Below are 20,422 nucleotides of genomic sequence, written 5' to 3' on the forward strand. Positions count from 1 at the left end.
TAAGATTCCCTCCAAACGTCAATTCGCAAGGCCCTCCATGTCTACTCAATACAATGCGGATGCCATTGAGGTCCTCAATGGCCTTGAACCGGTGCGTCGCCGCCCCGGCATGTATACCGACACCACCCGGCCCAATCACCTCGGCCAGGAGGTCATCGACAACAGCGTCGATGAAGCGCTGGCAGGTCACGCCCGCAATCTGGAGGTGATCCTGCATGAAGACCAGTCTCTCGAAGTGATCGACGACGGCCGCGGCATGCCGGTCGATATCCACCCGGAAGAGGGGGTCAGCGGGGTGGAGCTGATCCTCTGCAAGCTGCACGCGGGCGGCAAATTCTCCAACAAGAACTACCAGTTCTCCGGCGGTCTGCACGGGGTGGGTATTTCGGTGGTGAATGCCCTTTCCGATCGGGTCGAGGTGACGGTGCGTCGCGACGGTCAGGTCTACGACATCGCCTTCGAGCGTGGCGAGAAGGTGCAGGAGCTGACTATCACCGGCACTTGTGGTCGTCGCAACACCGGCACCCGGGTGCGCTTCTGGCCGCAGGCGAGCTACTTCGATTCGCCCAAGTTCTCGGTCACCAAGCTGGAGCACCTGCTCAAAGCCAAGGCTGTGCTCTGTCCCGGCCTCACCATCAAGTTCCTCGACAAGAACACCGGCATCAAGCTGGAGTGGTGCTATGAAGATGGCCTCAAGGATTATCTGGTCGACGCGGTCAAGCAGTTCACCTGCCTGCCGGAGCAGCCTTTTATCGGCTCGTTCAGCTCAGAACAATCGGCGGTGGACTGGGCGCTCTGCTGGTTGCCGGAAGGGGGCGAATGCCTCGCCGAATCCTACGTGAACCTCATTCCCACCGCCCAGGGCGGTACTCACGTCAACGGTCTGCGTCAGGGGCTGCTCGACGCCATGCGCGAGTTCTGCGAGTTCCGCAACCTGCTGCCGCGCGGGGTCAAGCTGACCCCGGAAGATATCTGGGATCGCTGCGCCTACATCCTCTCCATCAAGATGCAGGATCCACAGTTCGCCGGTCAGACCAAGGAGCGCCTCTCCTCCCGCCAGAGCGCGGCGTTTGTCTCCGGCGTGGTGAAGGATGCCTTCAGCCTCTATCTGAACAGCAATACCGAGCTGGCGGAGCAGATCGCCGAGATCTGTATCTCCAGCGCCCAGCGCCGGATGCGCGCCGCCAAGACGGTGGTGCGAAAGAAGATTACCCAGGGCCCGGCCCTGCCCGGCAAGTTGACCGACTGTAACTGCGCCGACCCCATGCAGGGGGAGCTGTTCCTGGTGGAGGGTGACTCCGCGGGCGGCAGTGCCAAGCAGGCGCGGGATCGCGAGTTTCAGGCCATCATGCCGCTGCGCGGCAAGATCCTGAACACCTGGGAGGTGGAGGCCGGTCAGGTGCTCGCCTCGCAAGAAGTTCACGATATCTCGGTCGCCATCGGGCTCGACCCCGACTCCGAGGATCTCAGCGGCCTGCGCTACGGCAAGGTGTGCATCCTCGCGGATGCGGACTCGGACGGTCTGCACATCGCCACTCTGCTCTGCGCCCTGTTTGTGAAGCACTTCCGCACGCTGGTGGAGAAGGGCCACGTCTATGTCGCCATGCCGCCCCTCTACCGGATCGATATCGGTAAAGAGGTCTACTACGCCCTCGACGAGGACGAGAAGAACGGCGTGCTGCAGCGGGTCGAAGCCGAGAAGAAGAAGGGCAAGGTGATGGTGACCCGATTCAAGGGTCTGGGTGAGATGAACCCGAAACAGCTGCGGGAAACCACCATGGATCCCAACACCCGCCGTCTGGTGCAGCTCACCATGGAGCCGGCAGGGGAGAGCGAAGGGGATGCGGCTGACGAGACTCTGCAGCTGATGGACATGCTGCTGGCCAAGAAGCGGGCGGGTGATCGCCGTGAGTGGCTTGAAGAGAAGGGCAACCTCGCCATCATCTAAGCCGTCGGCTGGCCCGCACAGGGCCAGCAAGCATTTAGCCGGAGTCGCCCTGTGGCGGCTCCCGAACCGAAAGAGAAAATCACATGAGTGATGCTATCGAGCTCAGTCTGGACGGGGTAGAGCGCCAGCCAATGCGCACCTTTACCGAACAGGCTTACTTGAACTACTCCATGTACGTCATCATGGATCGGGCCTTGCCGCATATCGGCGACGGCCTCAAACCGGTGCAGCGGCGCATCATCTACGCCATGAGCGAGCTGGGTCTGTCTGCCCTCTCCAAGCACAAGAAATCCGCCCGTACCGTGGGTGACGTGCTGGGTAAGTACCACCCCCACGGCGACAGCGCCTGTTATGAAGCCATGGTGCTGATGGCCCAGCCCTTTTCCTACCGCTACCCGCTGGTGGATGGTCAGGGCAACTGGGGGGCGCCGGACGATCCCAAATCCTTCGCCGCCATGCGTTATACCGAAGCGCGGCTGTCGCGCTTCTCCGAGCTGCTGCTCTCAGAGCTCGGCCAAGGCACGGTGGAGTGGACGCCGAACTTCGACGGCACCATGAAGGAGCCGGTGGTGCTGCCTGCCCGTCTGCCGCACATCCTGCTCAACGGGGTGACCGGTATCGCGGTGGGGATGGCGACCGACATCCCGCCCCACAACGCGCGGGAAGTGGCCTACGCCTGTGCCGAGCTGCTCGACAACCCCAATGCGGGGCTCGATGTGTTGATGCAGCACATTCAGGGGCCGGACTACCCGACCAACGCCGAGATCATCACCCCGCGTGACGATATCCGCAAAATCTACGAGACCGGCAAGGGCTCCATCAAGCAGCGGGCGGTCTGGAGCGAGGAGGATGGCGACATCGTCATCACCGCGCTGCCTCATCAGGCCTCTGGCGCCAAGATCATGGAGCAGATCGCCGCCCAGATGGTGGCGAAAAAGCTGCCGATGGTCACCGATCTGCGCGATGAATCTGACCACGAGAACCCGACCCGTCTGGTGATCGTACCGCGCTCCAACCGGGTGGACGTGGAGGGGCTGATGGCCCACCTGTTCGCCACCACGGATCTGGAGAAGAACTACCGGGTCAACCTCAACATCCTCGGCCTCGACAACCGGCCGCAGGTGAAGTGCCTCAAGACCATCCTCAGCGAGTGGATCCAGTTCCGCCGCGAGACGGTGCGTCGCCGTCTGCAGTTCCGCCTCGACAAGGTGCTGGCTCGCCTGCACATCCTCGAAGGCTTGCTGATCGCCTATCTCAACATCGACGAGGTGATCGAGATCATCCGTACCGAGGATGAGCCGGGCAAGGTGATGGTGGAGCGCTTCAACATTACCGAGACCCAGGCCGAAGCGATCCTCGAGCTGAAACTGCGCCATCTGGCCAAGCTCGAAGAGTTCAAGCTACGCGCCGAACAGAACGAACTGGCCGAAGAGCGCGACAAGCTGGAGCTCATTCTGGGCTCCGAGCGTCGCCTCAACACCCTGCTCAAGAAAGAGCTGCTGGCCGATGCCGAGAAGTACGGCGACGATCGCCGCACCCCGCTGGTGGAGCGTGCCACCGCCGTGGCGCTGACCGAGAAAGAGCTTATTCCCAGCGAACCGGTCACCGTCATCCTCTCCGACAAGGGGTGGGTGCGTGCCGCCAAGGGTCACGACGTGGATGTCGAGGGGCTCTCCTACAAGGCGGGGGACAGCTATCTGGCCCACGCCTGTGGCCGCAGCAACCAGCAGGCGGTGTTCCTCTCCACGCTGGGCCGCACCTACGCCCTTGAATCTCACACCTTGCCATCCGCGCGCAGTCAGGGCGAGCCGCTCACCGGCCGCTTTGCACTGGGGGCAGGGGAAGAGGTGCGTCATCTGGTGATGGGCAACGAGGGTGAGCCGTATCTGATCGCCAGCGACGCCGGTTACGGCTTTGTCTGCACCTATGACGACCTGATCGGCAAGAACAAGAACGGCAAGGCGCTGCTCACCGTGCCGGAAGGGGGTCAGGTGATGGCACCCCAGAAGATCGGCTCGCCAGAGACCGATCTCTGCATGGCCATCTCCAACGAAGGGCGTATGCTGTTGTTCCCGCTCAACACCCTGCCGGTGCTCGGCAAGGGCAAGGGCAACAAGCTCATCAGCATCCCCTCTGCTCGGGTCAAGGCGCGGGAGGAGTTTGTGGTGATGGCCGCCGTGATCCCGCAGGGCCAGTCGGTCACCCTGTTTGCCGGCAAGCGCAAGCTCACCCTCAAACCGTCCGATCTCGACTACTACCGCGGCGAGCGCGGCCGCCGTGGCGCCAAACTGCCCCGCGGTTTGCAGCGGGTGGACAGGATAGAGATAGAGGCTGTGGCTAACGCTGAGCCTGAAGCGGGCGAGAATACGGATGCTTGATAAATAAATACATGGTTAAATAAAAGGGAGCTAAGGCTCCCTTATTTTAAAGGAATGATATGGATGTTAAATGCTACTTCTCTAATGTGATTTTTAAATACTCAAATTCAGACATTAGAACTATTCCGATAATATTTAAATCATTTGGCTATGAGATTGAATGGTTCCAAAGGGAAGGGTATAACAAGCCATTTTCGAATGACTGTAGATATTCTTTTGTTGAGTCATCAGTAGCTATAGTTAGAAATGTAGTAGACATACAGCATTTAGAACTAAGCATGATGAAGTTGGCATGGATGCTTTCATTTGCGTTGAATGCACAAGTTAGTTTCTATTCATATCGTGACATCACAAATGAAATCCCATCATGTGGAAAACAATGGTCAGTATCTGGGGTTTACTCCGCATCTCCATCACCAATAAACCCAGCCGATAGCCAAAGCTTGGTTAATTATTTAGAGTGTTGTTGGTATGGATTCGACCATGTATATGAAACAAGAAACATTCCAGTGATTATTGATTATTTTACACAGCCAGAGGCAAAGCAACTCCCATTGGAAATAAAATTATCACTATCATATATCCTGCTGGAAGCATTGAAGTATTCGTATGCAGTCAATTATGGTTATCCATTTATTAAAGGGAAATTTAAATACAAAACAAATCTTAAGAAAGATATTTGTGCCAGAGAACTAATAATAAGGATGTTTGACAGTGTAAATTTAAAGTTTGATGATGATTTATTGGAAGAGCGAAATTTTCTTATACATCAAGGGATTTCTAATAAAGAACCTAGAGACATGCACTTACTTTACATTAAGTTAAGGGAGGCTATTTCAGAATATATGTTACGTATCTTTGAATATAAGTAGGGGAGTAGGTCTGATTATCGAAGCGTAATCAGACGTTCGCAAACGATAAAATCTGGTAGACTAAAAATTTTGATATCTTGAAAAGTCAGCCTGACCTGTTGAGGCTTTACCGATTCTAGCTACTGATAGCTCATAATATTTTGTCGTACGAACTCAATAAATACACGCGTTTTAGCAGGAAGATATTGGCGATTTGCATAAACAGCAAACAACTGCAATGGGGCGGCGGGTAATTCAAGTTCAATCTCAACCAAACTGCCATCATTAATAAACTCCTGGCAGGAGACTTTGGCAAGAATGGCAAACCCTACACCGGCTATTGCTGCTTTTAATGCCAGTTCGCCACTATTGACCCGGTAGTGTTCATTCACTTGGATGGTGGAAAATTCACTGCCTGTGCGAGTAAATTGCCAAGGCATCCCTTTCAGTGCGCTCACCGTTGTTATGCAGGGGAGAGTTTTGAGTTGTGATGTGTGGTTGGGAAGTCCCCACTTCTGGATCAATGAAGGGGAACCAACAACAGTACAGGGAATGGTGGTCAAATGGCTGGCTATGTAATCGCAGTCATCCATCTTGCCTCTATGAATGATGATTGCCATGTCCAAATCCTCTCTTAATGATTCAAGTCCGGAGAGATTGGTAATGCAGCTGATCGTTATTTCAGGATGCTGGCAGGCAAAGTCGGCAATGGCTGTACCGAGCAGTTTTGGCCCAGCCTCATTGGGGATGCAGATGCGTAATGGCCCTTTCAGCTGAATCTGCTGTGATGTCAATTCAGCCTCGGTTTGCTCCAGTGATTCCAGCAGTGGTTTGACTCGGGTATAGAGCAGTTGTCCTGACTGTGTGAGCTTCATATGGCGGGTTGAGCGTTCAATCAGTTGAAGGTTCAAGGCTTCTTCCAATTGAGAAATACTGCGGCTCACATTTGAGGTGGGGATTTGAAGGGTTTTAGATGCCCCGACAAAACTGCTGTTTTCAACCACTGCAATGAAAATCTTCAGCGCATTCAATTCCATGCCGGTACGCATTGATTATCCCTAATCTGATAACAATTCATGCCATTTTAACGAATAAAATTAAAATGTGATAGTGGGTATACTTTCTATCTCTAAAGATTGAGAGTAAACATTATTATGCTAGATGAAAATAATATGGGTGAAAAAACTCACAGTAATTGTTCGGTTATGGATTTTAACGTTGTCTGGTTGGCGGCATTGATTCAATTGGTCAGTGCGCTTGATTTCATGATGATTATGCCTCTCGGGCCTGATTTATCTCGTGCACTAAATATAAGTCAAACCTATATAGGATATTTAGGAGGCGGGTATGCACTGGCAGCCGCACTATCATCGTTGTTATGTGCCAGATATCTCGACCTATTTGATAGAAAGCATGTTGCATTGATCACATTGTTGGGGATCACGCTATCCACTTGGGCCTGTGCTTTGGCATGGGATATGGAAAGTTTATTCTTTACCCGCTTGCTGGCCGGTATGTTTGCCGGTCCTGCAACATCCATTGCTCTGGCGATCGTTGTGGATGCCACACCAATAGATCAACGTGGTCGAGCGATGGCCATCGTGATGGGGGCGTTTTCGTTGTCAGCGATTGCCGGTGTGCCGTTGGGATTGGAGCTGGCAATGTTAAAAGGATGGAGTGCACCTTTCTATGTTTTAGGTGGCTTGGGATTGTGTATCTGCGTGGCGGTATATACAAGGCTGCCTGGAATGACGGCCCACTTGGGATTGAACAAGAAGGCTTTTTCATCCATTGAAATGTTGAAGCGACCTGTGGTGTTGAATGCGTTTATGGCAATTGGGTTGGCAATTTTCAGCACCTTTCTTATTGTTCCCAACATAGCTGCTTATTTTCAATTTAACCTTGATGTCCCTCGCGGCGATATGAGTCAGTACTATGTCATGGGCGGTATTTTTAGCCTGTTTTCAATGCAGCTTGGCGGATTGTTTATTGACCGTTTTGGCGCAATGAAAGTGACGATTTTGATGGGGGCATTGACGATAGCGGTTGTTTGGGATGGTTTTTTGCATGAGCCTGGGTTGCCGACCATAGTGATTTTCACGTTATTCATGGTGGTTACATCGACCCGAACGATCACCGTTGCTGCTGTTAATAGTCAAGTAGCAGCGCCTTGGGAAAGGGCGGGATTCATGTCATTACAAAATGTTTTTCAACATATATTTAGTGGCTCGGCTGCCATCGTCTCTTCGATGATTTTAACAAATGTCGATGGTCACCTTGGCAACATAACTCTATTGGCTTGGCTAACCATAGTGTTGACGATTATTCAGCCACTTTTTCTATATCGATTGCTCAAGCTGCTGCGTTTGGGAACCCCAAAATCGGATGTTTGAGAAACGAGACCTGTGGGGACATAGGCTTGATTGACGAAGCCTAAACGGGGGCTCGGCAGCCAGACGCGGGTCATCCATCCCACCAAAAGAGAAGGGCCCCGCCATCCATGATGGCGGGGCCCTTTACATTAACAGCAGTGCCGCTGATTCAACCGTTCGCTCTGGCAGGGGCCACTGAAAAGGCTGGCCCGAACCCGATTAGACAGGAATGGCAGTGGCCGCCGGTGGTGGGGTGATCTTGGAGGCGATCAGCTGGCGCAGGCGGGGCACCAGCAGGAGCAACACGACGCCGCCTGCCAGCGAACCCCAGCCCAGCATATTGAATACCGAGCTGTAACCCGGGTTGGTGGCGACCGGGGTGTTGCCGATATTTTGCGGCATGGCGCCGGAGACATAGCCCGCCAGTACCGAGGCGACGCCAGTGACCATCATCCAGCATCCCATCATCAAGCCTTGCAGGCTGGCGGGGGCCAGCTTGCCAATCATGGCGTAGCCGATGGGGGAGATGAGCAGCTCGCCAAAGCTCTGCAGCACATAGCTGATGGCGATCCACTTGAAGGCGACCAGCCCGTCGGCCCCCGCCAGATGGATACCGATCGGCAGCACCAGCATCCCCAATCCCATGCAGAACAGGGAGGCGGCAAACTGGGAGGGGATGTCGATATTCCACCCCTGTTCGCGCAGCCGCTTGAACAGCAGCGCCATCAGCGGGCCACCGATGACGATGACGAGGGTGTTGATGTTCTGGATCCACTGGGGGGCGACCCGCAGCCCGAACACGTTGAGGTTGATGTTGTGCTCGGAGAAGAGCATCAGCCCCATGGGCGCCAGCTGGTAGAGCGACCAGAAGATGAGGGAGCCGAGGGCGAGGATCAGATAGGCCACCATGCGGCTGCGCTCGGCGGCGTCCGGGTGGCGGGTGGTCATCACGCAGAGCAGTACCAGCACCACGGCCCCCAGGATCAGCACAAAGCTGCCGCTGAAACTGGCGTGGGTCAGCAGCAGACGCAGCGCCGGCACCAGCATGGCCAGAATGGCGATACCCGCCAGCATGCGGCGGTAGAAGCCGCTCCCTTTGACATGGCGCAGCGGGGTGCTGATATCCGCCAGAATGGGCCAGCAGGCGAAGGTAGCGATGATGGCAATGATGTTGCCCAGCGTCGCAAACAGGAACAGGGTGCGGTAATCCTCGGTGAGCTGGAAGTAGCCCGCCACCGTGAAGCCGATAAAGAAGCCCAGATTCATCCCGGCATAGTTCCACAGGAAGGCGCTCTCGCGGCGGTGATCATCCGGGGCGAAGCGCTGGGTCAGCATCATGTTGAGGCAGGTGACGTTGAGGCCGCTGCCGGTAAGGAACATGGCGAGCCCCCAGTAGAGGCCGGTGATCCCCATCTCGGCGATGAAGTAGCAGCCGATCACCTGCAGCACCATCCCCATCACGAACAGGTTGCGGTTGCTGAGGTAGCGCCCGCCGAGATAACCGCCAAACAGGTGCAGGCCATAGTTGAAGGCCCCGAAGACCCCCATCATGGCGTTGGCCTGGGATTCGCTGAAGCCGAGTCGCTTGGTGGCGTAGAGCACCAGCGTGGAGTAGAGCACGGCAAACCCCAGAGTCGAGAAGGTCTGGATAAAGAACAGCGCCCCGGAGCCGGGGGGAATGGTGGGGTGTTGATTCGAAGCGCTCACGGTCTGTCTCCTGTGAGAGAAGAAAATCATTACTCGTCCTGAGAGCGTACCGGTCTGCTGCCGGCTAGCCTTGTGCGCTTCCATGCTGGTCTGAAGGCCGGTCTGTCATTTAGCGGCCAAGCGGTGCAAATAGCCATACCTGAAATTTAATCCGGCGCGATTAATTGCTTTTTATTGATCTATTCCGCCTTTTTATGCGTGATTGAGTCGTGGTTTTAGCTTGGCTTACCACGTGATTGCGACACGGTTGATGTGATCCAGTCGGCTATTTGGTGCCGATTATGGCGCTGTAGCGGGATTTGCATCCCGCTTTGTTGTCCCTAAACGCAGCTGGCGCCAAGTTGTTGTATTGCAGGTTGTTTATTCATCCTCGGGTATTGAGTGAATAAATATTGGGAAGAGAAGGGGTAGCCCTAGGGTGACTTGCGTGTGTTACCTCCCCGCTGTCGAGAGGGTGAGGGGAGGATATAACAACGCCCGGCGGGCCGGGCGTTGTGGTGCGACTGATGGGCGGCGAAAGCGGCCTTAAAAGTCGTGGTAGAGCGGCCAACCGAGCAGCGGGTGCTTGAGACCGGCGCGCATCTCGATGTTGTCGAGCTTCTCCGGTGAGGCGTTCTCTTTTTGCAGCAGCTGGTACTGGCGCACAAAGCCGAGGGTGTGCAACAGATTGGGCACAAAGCCCGGGCTCAGCTCCTGCCGCAGGGCGGCGGCCATGTCGGCGGGCAGCGCGCTCAGCATCAGGGCGAGCTGGGCGGCGAGGTAGTCGGTGTCATACCAGCTCTCGTCGAGCTCAATCTCCCGCGCCAGTTTGCGCTTGAGATCCTGTTTCACCTTGAGCGGGGCGGCGCCACTGCCTTTGCCGCAGAGGATGCGGTAGAGCAGCGCTTCGGCCAGCTTGTCCTCCATGGTGGGGTGGTCGCTCTCGCAGGCGAAGAAGTGCTGGTCGATGAGCTCCATCAGGCGGCTCTTGTTGTGCTCGGTCAGCGCCTTCTCGTACTCCTGCCACCCTTGCCACTCCTCCACATCGGGCGGGCTCGAGATCTTGTCCAGCAGGCGAGCATCCACGTCACCGTAGAGGCTGTTGCCTGCCTGTTTGGGGCTGACGGTGATGAGCATCGACCAGCCCTTCTGAAACGGCTTGATGGGGCCTTCCGGTGCCTGCAGCAGCGCCAGCGCCTTGGCTGGGTCCCGCGCCGAGAGCTCCTGCAGGCCGAGGCTCACCACGCCGATGACGTCGTGGGCCGCCTGCTCCAGCAGGTGCATCTTGTACTTGTTGTAGTACTTGTCGGCGAATTTGAGGCTCATCAGCACCGCCTTGCCCTTGATGGCGGCGAGCTGCTGCTGACTCAAGAGTTCGTTGTCGCGGCCAAAGCGCAGCACCTGGGTCAGAAAGGGGCCCTGGTTGGCATCGCGAATGACTAACTGCATGAATGGGCTCCTTAATCCAGAAAGCTGAACATGTCGTCGACGTCGCCGTACTCGTCTTCCTCGACCTTGTTCTTCTCTTTGGCCTGCATCACCAGCTCGGCGGCAAACTTGTTGATGATGCCGTCCCAGCTGGAGTGCTCGTTGCGCAGCAGTGCCTTGATGGCTTTCTCCACCTCGGGGGCCAGCTCGCGAATGAGCATCAAGAGGCTTCTCGGGTCATCCAGCGCGTAGTCGTGGACATCCTCGCTCTGCTGGCGCTCGCTGTAGCGCAGGGACTCTTCGAGGTCTTCCTCTTCGGCGTGCAGCACGTCGCGATAGCCTTCGTCCTCTTCATAGCGATCGCCGCGATAGAACTCGATAAAGGGGATGGCGAGGTAGAAGAGACCGGCCGGATCTTCGGCCACGCACTCAAGGATCTCGCGCTGCTTGGCTTCGCTGTCCTGGGTGCGGATCAGGTAGTTGAGGAAGTCGAAGGTGTGCTGTTGCAGCTCATCGGCGTTGTTCTTGATCGCCTCTTCCCAATAGAGCGGCTGCTGGCAGACGATGTCGCGGATCCGCTCCGGGGTCATCAGCTCGGAGATGATGGAGGGGAAGGAGATATCGTGCTGGCCGTTGATCTGGGTCAGGGTAACGATATCAATGTTTTCAATCACTTCTGCCAGTTGGTCGTCAGACATGGTCTTGGCGATCAGCTCGAACTTCTCGCTGGCCTGCTTCGGCTCGATAACGGCCAGCTCTTTGATCTCGATGGCGGTAATTTCTATCAGACTGTTGCTCATGCCTTGCCCCAATTAGAAACGGACTTCGTCGTACATATCCTGATCGCCGTCGTCATCACCATAGCGGTCACTGCCGCCGTGGTAGTCGGCGTCGGCATCTTCCCCGTCTTCATCTCCTTCGTCGCGCAGCTCATAGTCGTCATCGCCGCGGTGGCTGCCGCGCGGCAGCGGGTTGTCGAGCAGGAACAGCACGGCGCAGGCTTCCATCAGCTGATCTTCGCTCTGGGCCCGCACCGCCTTGACCAGCGGCAGGGCGGCGTTGTTGAAGCCGACGCTCACCTTGAACTCGTCCCAGCCCGGCTGCTCGCCGCTGGCGAGCCACTTGTTCCACTGCGACTTGGCCTTGGCCGGGAACTGCACCCGGCCATAGAGGGCCAGCGGCAGATACTCGGGCATAAACTCCAGCATGCTCATATCGGCCAGCAGCAGGCTCTTCATCTGGTCGGTGAACTGTTCCAGCCCCTTGGGGTCGTCCTGATCCCGGTAGGATTCGATGTTTTCGCTGGCATCGCTTTGCAGCGACTTGAGCCGCGCCTGGTCCCATCTCTTTTGCATAGTTGCTCTTTCTGCCTGCTGTTTTAGGGGTAGAACTGATCCCACATCTCCTGCATGGCGGAGGCGGGGTCGGTCACGATGACGTTGTTGAAATCCTTGATAAAGGCGGCCCGCTGTTTCGGATCGGACAGCACTTCATAGGCCTGCTTTACCTGGTGCAGCTTGATGGCTGCCTGCTCTTTCTCTTCTTCACTGGCCCCGTGCAGCTTGTCGGGGTGGTACTGGTTTGACAGCCGACGATAGGCTTTCTTGATGTCGTTTTCGCTGGCGTTGGACTTGACGCCCAGCACCCGAAAGTAGTTGTTCATGGCAGATCCTGCATCACTGGCATCATAGGATTCACGCTGCGAGTGCCTGATGGTGGGGATTGGCAAACCAGGCACGGCAAAAACCCGTCATTTTAACGGAAACAGCCCGCCAACGCGATGAGTTGGGCGATCAATTAACGGGCGAGATGAAGAGGTGTCAGTTGAGCGTCTATTGTTGCCAGTCGGTCTGGCCAGTGCAAGGGGCGGGCACGGGAAGGCGATGAAAAAATGGTCAGGGGCGAGTGTGGGGTGAGATGGCGGCGGCAGCGCAAATCGGGCTGCCGCCGCAGAGGTTACTCCTCCCAGAAGGAGGCGGAGGTGTGGTAGATCATCTTCTTGCTCATCCCGCCATCGACCACCAGATTGGCGCCGTTGATAAAGTCGTTCTGGGGATCCGCCAGAAAGAGGCAGGCGCGGGTGATGTCGTCAGGGCACCCGACCCGGCCGCTCGGGTGCTGGCGATGATCCGCCTCGGTCAGGGTGTGGTAATCCTCTGCCTGGATCCAGCCCGGACTGATGGCATTGACCGTGATGGGATGGTCGGCCAGCGAGTTGGCGAGGGACTGGGTGAGGGCGACTAGCGCCCCCTTGGAGGCGCCGTAGGCATCCCAACCCGGTTCGTTCTGCTGCCAGCGGGTGGAGGCAATATTGATGATGCGGCCATAGGGCAGCTCGCGGTTGGCCTGCACAAAGGCGCGGGCACAGAGCATGGCGCCGCGCACATTGACCGTCATCACCTGATCAAACTGGGCTGCGCTCAGCTCCTCGAAGCGGGTGTGGAACTTGCTGATGGCGCCGTTGTTGATAAGCAGATGGACGCCGCCATGCTGCGCGCGCACCTCGGCAAAGAGCCCCACGATAGCCTGCTCGTCCCGCAGATCGAGCGGGTGAAAGTGGATCTCGGGATGGTCGAAAGCGTGAGGGGCCAGATCGGTGGCAATCACCCGATAACCCGCCTCGGCCAGCCCGATGCAGAGCTGGCGGCCAATCCCGCCAGCGGCGCCGGTGACCAGTGCAATTTGGGGTTGATTGGTCAGCTCGTTCATTGTGCCGCTCCATTGCGCGCCCGCAGCACCTTGATCAGGGCCGAGACCTCCTGCTGGCCAAACCCTTGCGCCACCCCTTCCTCAAACAGATCGGCGGCAAAGCGCGGGAAGCGGCTGTCGATCCCGGCATCGGTGGCGTGACCGGCGAGGCGGCTGATGGCGGCGCTCCAGGTTTTCAGGCTGGCGTAGGGGTGATCGAAATCGCCGCTCGCCAGCGTCTTGCCAAGGTGGGCCACATCGCCCCCCAAGATCGGCGAGAGTTCGCTGAACTGGGCGCACACCTTGGCCACCGGCAGCCCTTCCGCCTCGCAGATCAGGGCGCCGTGCAGGGCTCCGAGCAGACCGCCAGCAAAGTAGGCGGCGACGGCGCAATCTTGCGCCGCAGCGGCGCCCACCGCCTCGGCCACATGGTCGAGGGTGGGGGCGAGCAGGTGCAGCACCGGCTCGGCCTCGCTAAAGGCGATGCTGGCCCCTGAGCAGATGATGCTGGCATCGCTGGTGCCGATCTGATCCGGGAAGCAGAGGATGGCGCCATCGAGATAACGGGCGTCGCGAGCGTGGCTCCAGCTCTCCAGCGCTCTGGCCCCCTGCGGGCTGCCGGTAGAGAGCTGCACCAGCAGCTTGCCCGCCACCGCATCGCTCGCCTCGTCCAGCAACTGCTGGCTGACAGCGTAGTTATCGACGCAGACAAGGGTGATATCACTTGCTGCAATAGCTGCGCCAACCGAGGGGGCGAGAGTCGCGCCCAGCGCTTGCAGCGGGGTGGCCTTGGCGGCGCTGCGATTCCAGACGGTGACCGGATGGCCCGCCTTGAGCAAGGTGGTGGCGAGGGCGGAGCCCATGGCCCCGAGGCCGATGACAGAGAGATGGCGCATGATGGCTCCTGGCTGTGTTGATAGACGCTGATATAGAAAATTGGGATGCCTTGTGGCAGGCGAGCCACTATATTTGCCCCGTGTCGCCGTGAAAAATGGCTTTTATGACTGTCTGGTATAGGTGAATTCTATGGATGTGCGAACCCTGCGTGCGTTTGTGGCTGTCTTCGAGGAGCGCAACATCACGGCGGCGGCCACCCGCCTCTTCATTACCCAGCCCACCCTCTCCACCACCATCAAAACGCTGGAGGATGAACTGGGGGTGACCCTGTTTGTGCGGCAGGCGCGCGGGGTTGAGGGGACCGAAGCGGCGCACCGGCTCTATCCCCGCGCCAAGCGGCTGATCGCCGATACCGACTCCCTCGCCCGCGAGTTTCGTGAAACCTCCCCCTGCCTCGAGCTGACGGTGGGGATTGAGGCAGACCTTGGCGATGGAGTGGTGGGGACGCTGGTCAACGGGGTACTCGCCCACGAGGAGATCCTGCTGACTCTGGAGGAGGGTTGCTGTGGCGATGTGCGGCTGGGGTGTGAATCCCTGCGTTGCGGTGACGAGCTCTTTATCCCCCTGCTGGAGGAGGAGTTTGTGCTGGTGCTGCCGCCGGATCACCCGCTGACGGGCAAGGGAGCGCTCACCCCGGCGGTGCTGGCGGACGAGCCCTGGGTCACCTGCCCGCGTCACGACTCCCACCTGCGGCTGATCGCCATCCTCGGCAATCAGGCGCCCCTCTATCCACGGCGGGCGGGGTCGCTGCGACTGGCGGCGACTATGGTGGCCGCCGGGGCGGGGATCGCCTGGTTGCCCCGTTCGCTTTGTCCACCCGGTTGTACAGTCGCCGAGCTGGCGGCCTCTTCCTTCAAGCGGCGGGTGGGGCTCTGCTATGCCCCGGATGCATTGCGCTCGACGGCGGTGACAGCCCTGCTGGCTCAGGTGCGCGGGATGCCGCTCCCCGCCTGATGTCGGCATAAAAAAGGGCCATCCGGTGGGATGGCCCTGTTGAAGGCAATGTTGTTGTGTGGCTAGAGCGACGCCCACCAGAGCCGCAGCTGCAGGCCCCACTTCGAGCTCCAGCCGGTGGTGCTGCTCACAAGCGTCCCATCCTTGATAACGAGGAACGTCGGGGTGACGCCCACCTGCCACTTGGCGGCCAGCGCTCCCGACTCGTCGTTGTGGGTCGGGAAGGTGAGCCCCTTCTTACTCATCCCATTGGCTAACTGCTCGGAATTACCGGAGCGCAGCGCCACCGTCAGCACGTTTTCCCCCTCCTGCCAGAGCTGTTGCACGGCCGGGGTGGTGAAACGGCAGACACCGCACCAGCTGGCCCAGTAGTAGACCAGCAGCGGCTTGCCCTGGCTTAAGGTAGCGAGATCCGTGCTGCTGCCATCCTGCAGGGTGACGGGGGCGCTCATCGCCCCCTCTGGCAGGGTCGGGCTGCGCCACAGATCCAGCAGGGTCGAGATGACCAGCGCCATCAGCAGCAGCCAGAGCGCCTCCTTGCCCCAGCGGCGCCAGCGGGGTTGAGGATTGGTGGTCATCCCTTACCCCTGCTTGGCCAGTTCGGCCTTGACCAGCTGCTCCAGCTCCTCATAGGGGATGGCGCCTGGCACCAGCTGGTTGCCAATCAGGGTCGCCGGAGTGCCCTGTACCCCCAGAATGGTGCCGATGCGCAGGCTGTTGCGCAGCTCTTCGGTCGCCTTGGCGGCCGGTTTGAGCGCGGTGTTGCCGGTGGCGGCCAGCGCCTTGTTGATGTCCGCCTCGGTCAGCATCCCCTGCTTGCTCATCAGCTTGTCGTGCAGGGTGAGGAAGCGGGCGGGATCCTGCTGCCACAGGGTCAGGCTGTATTGGGCCGCCTTGGCGGAGGTCTGCCCCTTGAACGGCAGCAGCTTGATCACCAGCCCCAGATCGTCCGGATAGGCCTTGAGCAGCTTGGTAAGCTGGGGATCGAACTGCTTGCAATAGGGGCAGTTGTAGTCGGTGAACAGCACCAGCGTCAGCTTGGGGTTCTTGGCGCCGAGGCGCGGGCTGGTGGCGCTGTTGAACAGCACATCCTTGTTGCCCTTGATGAAGTTGCCAAGCTGCGCCTCCTGGTCTGCCGCGTTCTGCTTCTCCCAGGATTCGGCCGCCTCGTCGAGGATCTTGGGGTTGGCGATCAGGGTCTCGCGGATCAGCTCCTTGATACGCGCCTCCTGCTCCGGGGTGAAGGGGGCGGCGTGCAGGGCCGGAGCCAGCAGGGCTGCGGAAAGGGAGGCCAGCAGGGTCAGGGCGCTCAGAGTCGGTTTCATGATTACTCCTTAAAATCGGGTGGTGCCAGCCTGAAGCAGGCCAGCCTTGTGCAATGTGGTCAGCAGATCGTCCTTGTCGAGCAGGGGTGACAGCGTGACCCCCTGCGGCAACTCCGGGCCGTAAATCTGGTTGAAGGGGACGGCCGCCGCGCCCCGCTTACGCAGGAAGGCGGCGATGGTGTCGCTTGGTTTGCTCCAGTCGCCGCGCAGGGCCACCACATCGGGGGCCGAGAGGGCCTGTTGCACCTCATCGCGCAGCAACACGTTGTATTTGTTGGCCTTGCAGGTAACGCACCAGTCGGCGGTGACATCGATAAAGACCCGCTTGTTCTGGGCCAGCGCATCTGTGATGGCGCGTTCAGAGAGCGGCTGCCAGACCACCTTGTCAACGCTGGCCGAGCCCTGCGCGCTAAAGGCGCCGCTCAGCAGCAGGGGGCTGCCAATCAGGGTGGCGAGGGCGATTGCCAGCGTGAAGCCGCGCATGCCGTAACGCCAGATGATGCCACTCAGCAGCGCCAGCAGCATGGCAACTATCAGCCAGCCGGTGGCATAGCTGCCGAGATGGTTGTCGAGCAGACTGGTGAGCCAGAGGCTGGAGCCCAGCATCAGCAAGCCGAGCAGGATGCGCAGATGGTTCATCCAGCGCCCCGGTTTCGGCAACCAGAGGGCGAGCCGCGGCAGGGCCGCCACCAGCAGCCAGGGCAGGCTCATGCCAATCCCCAAAGCTGTGAAGATAAGCCAGAGCTGGCCGAGTGGCGCCGCCAGCGCAAAGGCCACCGCGGTGCCGAGGAAAGGGGCCGAGCATGGGGTCGCCAGCAGGGTGGCGAAACTTCCCTGCAGAAAGTGACCGCCGAGGCCATTGCCGCCGCTGGTGGCAAGGCGGGTGCTGAGGGCGCTGGGCAGGCGGATCTCGAACAGCCCCAGCAGGTTGGCGCAAAACAGCAGGGTGACCAGCACCATCAAGCCGATAAAACCGGCGCTCTGGAACTGGATGCCCCAGCCGACGGCCCCTTGCGTGGCGCGCAGCAGACTGCTCATGGCCGCCAGCACCCAGAAGGAGGCGATGATCCCGGCGCTGGCGGCGAGGAACTGCTTGCGCACCGCTCCCTGTTCACGCTTCTGATGTTGCAACACAGTTCCCAGCTTGAGCGCCAGCACCGGCAGCACGCAGGGCATCAGGTTGAGGATAAGGCCGCCGAGCAGCGCCGCCCCCAGCAACCAGAACAGCGAATGACTCTGGTTGGGCAGCGCGAGTGGCGCGCCGATCGTCTCCTTGCCCTGCCATGCCAGCTCGCCACTGGTGAGCAGCAGGCCGAGGGATTGGCCGCGTAGATCCGGCGCATCTCCCTGCCAGCCATCGCTCACCGGCACCCGGGCGATCAGGGTGTTGCCCTCGACCTCAAGCGCCGGTTTGCCAAACTCGGCCCCCTCAAGAGCGTCGATAAAGAGCGCTGGTGATTGCCAGCCCTCTGCCCGCTCGGCGCGCAGTTGCAGCTGGTTGTGCTGATAACCGAGCTCGACCCGGGTGGCGGCGGGCAGCTGTTGTGGCAGATTGCTGATGGCCTTGGCCCAGCCGAAGTCGAAACCGGCCGGAGTCTGCCCATCTACCGCCAGGGTGAAGGGGAAGTCGGTCAGGATGCAGACGTTGCTGCAGGTCGAGAGGCGCAGAGTCCCCTTGAGCGGTTGCCCTGCGGGATAGTTGAGGCTGAGGGGGAAGCGCACCTCCCCCTGATAACCCTGGGTGCTGAGCCCGGCTACCTCGAAGTGGCGTGGCACCGGCCAGCGCCACTGAAAGTCTCCGACCGGCTCGTCCCACAGGATCTGGGGGGCAATGCCCCCTTCTCCCGGGCTGTGCCAGTAGGTTTTCCAGCCCGACTCCAGCTCGACATCGAGCAGGATGCGGGTCTGATCTGCCGTGCTGCGGTCGGCCTGCAGCCGTACCCGGGCGTGATCATTCTGTGGGCTGGTGAGCCAGCCCGTGTCGCTGGCCAATCCCATGGATTGCCACAGCAGACCGCCCAGTAGCAGGGCCGCCTTGAAGAGATTCGACATCTTTTTGGTCTCGCAAAAATGAGTGACAGCTAACGAAAGAACGCTGCCGAACTCATTCCCGCCAGACGCAGAGGGTGAGGTGCAGACGTCGCTCGGGCGGCGAGATGACTCTGGGAGGGGGTAGTGGCGGTGTGTAGCGCCAAAGGGGGGCCAGCAGGGCGATCAGCACGGCCACGGCAAAGAAGAGCTGTTCGACGCAGAGCAGGGTGGCGGCGCTTAGCCACTTGCCGTTGAGCTGGCAGCTGGTGGGTTGCGGGCTGGCCGGTTTGGCATCCTCTTGATCCGTTGCCGAGCCTGGAACGGGCAGAGCCTGACAGCTGAGGGCGTGATCGAGCAGGGCAAGCCGGGCCAGCGGCTGGGCCGCACAATTGAGCACCAGCAGGCAGACCAGCAGCAGGAGATGTTTCGCTACCCGTTGTTGCAACATCATGTTCGCCCCGTCCATCAAGATGGGGCCATCCTAACGACCAATGGCGGGTGGGGCAAGTCGGCGGCGTATTGATGAGCTGCACTGTGGGTGGCGCGACGGGGAGGGTGGTCGGTTCTGTTTGGCGAACGCTTGTTCGCTAAAAGGGGGATCAGTATACTGCGCCGAGTTAAAACTCGAGGTGTTCGATGCTCAAAATTGCCCGTGTGCTGCTGCTTGGTCTGCTGCTCATTTTCTGGTTCCTGTTCGGCCTGCTGCTCTGTCTGGTTCGTCCGCGCCATCCCAACAACGTCTATGTCTTCGCCCGCATGTATCACGCGGTCTGCCCGCTGATCGGACTGCGAGTCAAAGTGACGGTGGCAGACGAGGTCAAATCGGTCGGCCCGGCGGTCTACGTCTGCAACCACCAGAGCAACTTCGACATCTTCACCGTGACCGGTGCGGTGCAGCCCGGTGTGGTGGCTGTGGGCAAGAAGAGCCTGCTCTGGCTGCCGTTGTTCGGCCTTATCTTCTGGCTCTCCGGCAACGTGCTGATCGACCGCTCCAACCGCTCCCGTGCCATCGGCACCATAGGTCAGGTGGTGGATCGCATCAAGAACCGTGGCACCTCCATCTGGATGTTCCCGGAAGGGACCCGCTCCCAGGGGCGTGGCCTGCTGCCGTTCAAGGCGGGCGCTTTCCACACTGCGGTACAGGCTGAAGTGCCCGTTGTGCCCATCGTCTGCTCCAGCTACTTCGGCCAGGTCGACCTCAATCGCTGGGACAACGGCGAAGTGCTGGTGGAAGTGATGGCGCCGGTTTGCAGCAAGGAACACGGTGCCAGCGGCATTCGCGATCTCTCCGACACCTGCCGCGCCCGGATGGAGGCCAAGCTGACCGAACTGGACAGCAAGCTGGGCCACAGCCACGCCGCCTGACGGATAGCGCAGATGAATTGAAAAGGGCTATCTCTACATCACTAATGGTTCAGTGCGGCTGCCCGGTGATCTCATCCTGAGGCTTGTGTTGCCACACCGCGCCGAGCAGCAGCTTGAGCAGCAGTCCGGGCGGGTTGTCTAGCAGATTGCCGGACTCCAGCAGCAACTGGCCATCGGCGCGAAATCCGAGGCTGGCATCTATGGTGCCATCCTCCGAGGCCACCTGGATCAGGCCATTGAGTGCGGAGCGCTCACCGGGCTGACAGCGCAGCCGCAGTTCGCGGGGTTCCCCCAATAGGGTGAAGGCGCGGCTCAGCGGGGGCGAGTCTTCATAATCGGGCCAGTTGAAGAAGTGATACTGCTCGGCCAGGGTGCCAGCCTGCTGGCAAAACTGGTCGAACAGCTGCCCGATCGCCTGATACTCCTGATCGAGTCGTCTTGCCTGCTCTTCAATCCGTTTCATTGTTTACTCCTTGTCTATCCACTTGATCAGACATTG

The 20,422-nt window shown here is 59.2% G+C and carries 19 protein-coding genes; 6 read left to right on the plus strand and 13 right to left on the minus strand.

What is annotated here, in order from left to right; all coding sequences use genetic code 11:
• The first annotated feature begins 37 nt into the window (after positions 1-37).
• The 3 genes from parE (at position 38) to ACB040_RS07485 (ending at position 5,198) form a co-directional block, all read left to right on the plus strand.
• Positions 38-1,948, plus strand: coding sequence for a DNA topoisomerase IV subunit B (gene parE / locus ACB040_RS07475; protein ID WP_371154009.1), 1,911 nt, complete (start codon positions 38-40; stop codon positions 1,946-1,948).
• A gap of 83 nt (positions 1,949-2,031) precedes the next feature.
• Positions 2,032-4,326 carry a DNA topoisomerase IV subunit A gene (gene parC, locus ACB040_RS07480; RefSeq protein ID WP_371154011.1) on the plus strand — a complete coding sequence of 765 codons (2,295 nt, stop codon included), beginning with the start codon at positions 2,032-2,034 and terminating at the stop codon, positions 4,324-4,326.
• Between the two features lie 59 nt (positions 4,327-4,385).
• Complete coding sequence (locus ACB040_RS07485; RefSeq protein WP_371154013.1) at positions 4,386-5,198, plus strand: hypothetical protein; 813 nt, start codon at positions 4,386-4,388, stop codon at positions 5,196-5,198.
• A gap of 119 nt (positions 5,199-5,317) precedes the next feature.
• Here ACB040_RS07485 and ACB040_RS07490 read toward each other — a convergent pair whose 3' ends face one another.
• Complete coding sequence (locus ACB040_RS07490) at positions 5,318-6,226, minus strand: LysR family transcriptional regulator (RefSeq protein WP_371154015.1); 909 nt, start codon at positions 6,224-6,226, stop codon at positions 5,318-5,320.
• A 123-nt stretch (positions 6,227-6,349) separates the two neighbouring features.
• Here ACB040_RS07490 and ACB040_RS07495 point away from each other — a divergent pair, with 123 nt between their 5' ends.
• Positions 6,350-7,570: an MFS transporter gene (locus ACB040_RS07495; RefSeq protein ID WP_371154017.1), complete on the plus strand. Its 1,221-nt coding sequence runs from the start codon at positions 6,350-6,352 to the stop codon at positions 7,568-7,570.
• 198 nt (positions 7,571-7,768) lie between these two features.
• Here ACB040_RS07495 and ACB040_RS07500 read toward each other — a convergent pair whose 3' ends face one another.
• From ACB040_RS07500 to ACB040_RS07530, 7 genes are all read right to left on the minus strand, one after another.
• The gene (locus ACB040_RS07500; RefSeq protein ID WP_371154019.1) at positions 7,769-9,256 is read right to left on the minus strand and encodes a peptide MFS transporter; all 1,488 of its coding nucleotides are present in this window, start codon (positions 9,254-9,256) and stop codon (positions 7,769-7,771) included.
• A gap of 525 nt (positions 9,257-9,781) precedes the next feature.
• Positions 9,782-10,684, minus strand: a complete 903-nt coding sequence (locus ACB040_RS07505; protein ID WP_013723446.1) for a hypothetical protein — start codon at positions 10,682-10,684, stop codon at positions 9,782-9,784.
• Positions 10,685-10,695: 11 nt separating this feature from the next.
• Positions 10,696-11,463 carry a hypothetical protein gene (locus ACB040_RS07510; RefSeq protein ID WP_005343119.1) on the minus strand — a complete coding sequence of 256 codons (768 nt, stop codon included), beginning with the start codon at positions 11,461-11,463 and terminating at the stop codon, positions 10,696-10,698.
• A gap of 12 nt (positions 11,464-11,475) precedes the next feature.
• Positions 11,476-12,018 (minus strand): hypothetical protein, encoded by a 543-nt coding sequence (locus ACB040_RS07515; protein ID WP_371154021.1) that lies wholly within the window; start codon positions 12,016-12,018, stop codon positions 11,476-11,478.
• 23 nt (positions 12,019-12,041) lie between these two features.
• Positions 12,042-12,326 (minus strand): DnaJ domain-containing protein, encoded by a 285-nt coding sequence (locus ACB040_RS07520; protein ID WP_005343121.1) that lies wholly within the window; start codon positions 12,324-12,326, stop codon positions 12,042-12,044.
• A 293-nt stretch (positions 12,327-12,619) separates the two neighbouring features.
• Positions 12,620-13,372, minus strand: coding sequence for an SDR family NAD(P)-dependent oxidoreductase (locus ACB040_RS07525; protein WP_371154023.1), 753 nt, complete (start codon positions 13,370-13,372; stop codon positions 12,620-12,622).
• A complete protein-coding gene (locus tag ACB040_RS07530; protein WP_371154025.1) occupies positions 13,369-14,247 on the minus strand; it encodes an NAD(P)-dependent oxidoreductase in 879 nt (292 codons plus the stop codon). Before ACB040_RS07530 ends, ACB040_RS07525 begins: the two co-directional genes overlap by 4 nt.
• Before the next feature lie 130 nt (positions 14,248-14,377).
• On the opposite strand from ACB040_RS07530, the gene ACB040_RS07535 reads away from it, so the two are divergent.
• Positions 14,378-15,202 carry a LysR family transcriptional regulator gene (locus ACB040_RS07535; protein WP_371154027.1) on the plus strand — a complete coding sequence of 275 codons (825 nt, stop codon included), beginning with the start codon at positions 14,378-14,380 and terminating at the stop codon, positions 15,200-15,202.
• A 62-nt stretch (positions 15,203-15,264) separates the two neighbouring features.
• On the opposite strand, the gene ACB040_RS07540 is transcribed toward ACB040_RS07535, so the two are convergent.
• The 4 genes from ACB040_RS07540 to ACB040_RS07555 are packed head-to-tail and all read right to left on the minus strand — an operon-like array spanning position 15,265 to position 19,009.
• Entirely contained in the window at positions 15,265-15,780 is a 516-nt protein-coding gene (locus tag ACB040_RS07540) for a protein disulfide oxidoreductase (RefSeq protein WP_371154029.1), read from the minus strand.
• 3 nt (positions 15,781-15,783) lie between these two features.
• On the minus strand, positions 15,784-16,527 hold the full coding sequence (locus ACB040_RS07545; RefSeq protein WP_371154031.1) for a DsbA family protein: 744 nt from the start codon (positions 16,525-16,527) through the stop codon (positions 15,784-15,786).
• Positions 16,528-16,536: 9 nt separating this feature from the next.
• On the minus strand, positions 16,537-18,579 hold the full coding sequence (locus ACB040_RS07550; RefSeq protein WP_371154033.1) for a protein-disulfide reductase DsbD family protein: 2,043 nt from the start codon (positions 18,577-18,579) through the stop codon (positions 16,537-16,539).
• A gap of 52 nt (positions 18,580-18,631) precedes the next feature.
• A complete protein-coding gene (locus ACB040_RS07555) occupies positions 18,632-19,009 on the minus strand; it encodes a hypothetical protein (RefSeq protein ID WP_005354882.1) in 378 nt (125 codons plus the stop codon).
• 185 nt (positions 19,010-19,194) lie between these two features.
• Between ACB040_RS07555 and ACB040_RS07560 the strand changes: the two genes are divergently transcribed.
• On the plus strand, positions 19,195-19,923 hold the full coding sequence (locus ACB040_RS07560; RefSeq protein WP_005335875.1) for a 1-acylglycerol-3-phosphate O-acyltransferase: 729 nt from the start codon (positions 19,195-19,197) through the stop codon (positions 19,921-19,923).
• A 49-nt stretch (positions 19,924-19,972) separates the two neighbouring features.
• Here the strand turns inward: ACB040_RS07560 and ACB040_RS07565 are convergent, their stop codons facing one another.
• The gene (locus ACB040_RS07565) at positions 19,973-20,386 is read right to left on the minus strand and encodes a hypothetical protein (protein WP_259584162.1); all 414 of its coding nucleotides are present in this window, start codon (positions 20,384-20,386) and stop codon (positions 19,973-19,975) included.
• Positions 20,387-20,422 lie beyond the last annotated feature (36 nt).

The organism is Aeromonas sp. S11(2024) (genome assembly GCF_041402345.1).
GTDB lineage: Bacteria > Pseudomonadota > Gammaproteobacteria > Enterobacterales > Aeromonadaceae > Aeromonas > Aeromonas veronii.

Coding starts and splice junctions, on each gene's coding strand:
- ACB040_RS07555 (WP_005354882.1), bottom strand. CDS start 19,009: ATGATGTTGCAACAACGGGTAGCGAAACATCTCCTGCTGCTGGTCTGC.
- ACB040_RS07525 (WP_371154023.1), bottom strand. CDS start 13,372: ATGAACGAGCTGACCAATCAACCCCAAATTGCACTGGTCACCGGCGCC.
- ACB040_RS07565 (WP_259584162.1), bottom strand. CDS start 20,386: ATGAAACGGATTGAAGAGCAGGCAAGACGACTCGATCAGGAGTATCAG.
- parE (WP_371154009.1), top strand. CDS start 38: ATGTCTACTCAATACAATGCGGATGCCATTGAGGTCCTCAATGGCCTT.
- ACB040_RS07490 (WP_371154015.1), bottom strand. CDS start 6,226: ATGCGTACCGGCATGGAATTGAATGCGCTGAAGATTTTCATTGCAGTG.
- parC (WP_371154011.1), top strand. CDS start 2,032: ATGAGTGATGCTATCGAGCTCAGTCTGGACGGGGTAGAGCGCCAGCCA.
- ACB040_RS07535 (WP_371154027.1), top strand. CDS start 14,378: ATGGATGTGCGAACCCTGCGTGCGTTTGTGGCTGTCTTCGAGGAGCGC.
- ACB040_RS07540 (WP_371154029.1), bottom strand. CDS start 15,780: ATGACCACCAATCCTCAACCCCGCTGGCGCCGCTGGGGCAAGGAGGCG.
- ACB040_RS07545 (WP_371154031.1), bottom strand. CDS start 16,527: ATGAAACCGACTCTGAGCGCCCTGACCCTGCTGGCCTCCCTTTCCGCA.
- ACB040_RS07505 (WP_013723446.1), bottom strand. CDS start 10,684: ATGCAGTTAGTCATTCGCGATGCCAACCAGGGCCCCTTTCTGACCCAG.
- ACB040_RS07550 (WP_371154033.1), bottom strand. CDS start 18,579: ATGTCGAATCTCTTCAAGGCGGCCCTGCTACTGGGCGGTCTGCTGTGG.
- ACB040_RS07560 (WP_005335875.1), top strand. CDS start 19,195: ATGCTCAAAATTGCCCGTGTGCTGCTGCTTGGTCTGCTGCTCATTTTC.
- ACB040_RS07510 (WP_005343119.1), bottom strand. CDS start 11,463: ATGAGCAACAGTCTGATAGAAATTACCGCCATCGAGATCAAAGAGCTG.
- ACB040_RS07520 (WP_005343121.1), bottom strand. CDS start 12,326: ATGAACAACTACTTTCGGGTGCTGGGCGTCAAGTCCAACGCCAGCGAA.
- ACB040_RS07515 (WP_371154021.1), bottom strand. CDS start 12,018: ATGCAAAAGAGATGGGACCAGGCGCGGCTCAAGTCGCTGCAAAGCGAT.
- ACB040_RS07530 (WP_371154025.1), bottom strand. CDS start 14,247: ATGCGCCATCTCTCTGTCATCGGCCTCGGGGCCATGGGCTCCGCCCTC.
- ACB040_RS07485 (WP_371154013.1), top strand. CDS start 4,386: ATGGATGTTAAATGCTACTTCTCTAATGTGATTTTTAAATACTCAAAT.
- ACB040_RS07495 (WP_371154017.1), top strand. CDS start 6,350: ATGGGTGAAAAAACTCACAGTAATTGTTCGGTTATGGATTTTAACGTT.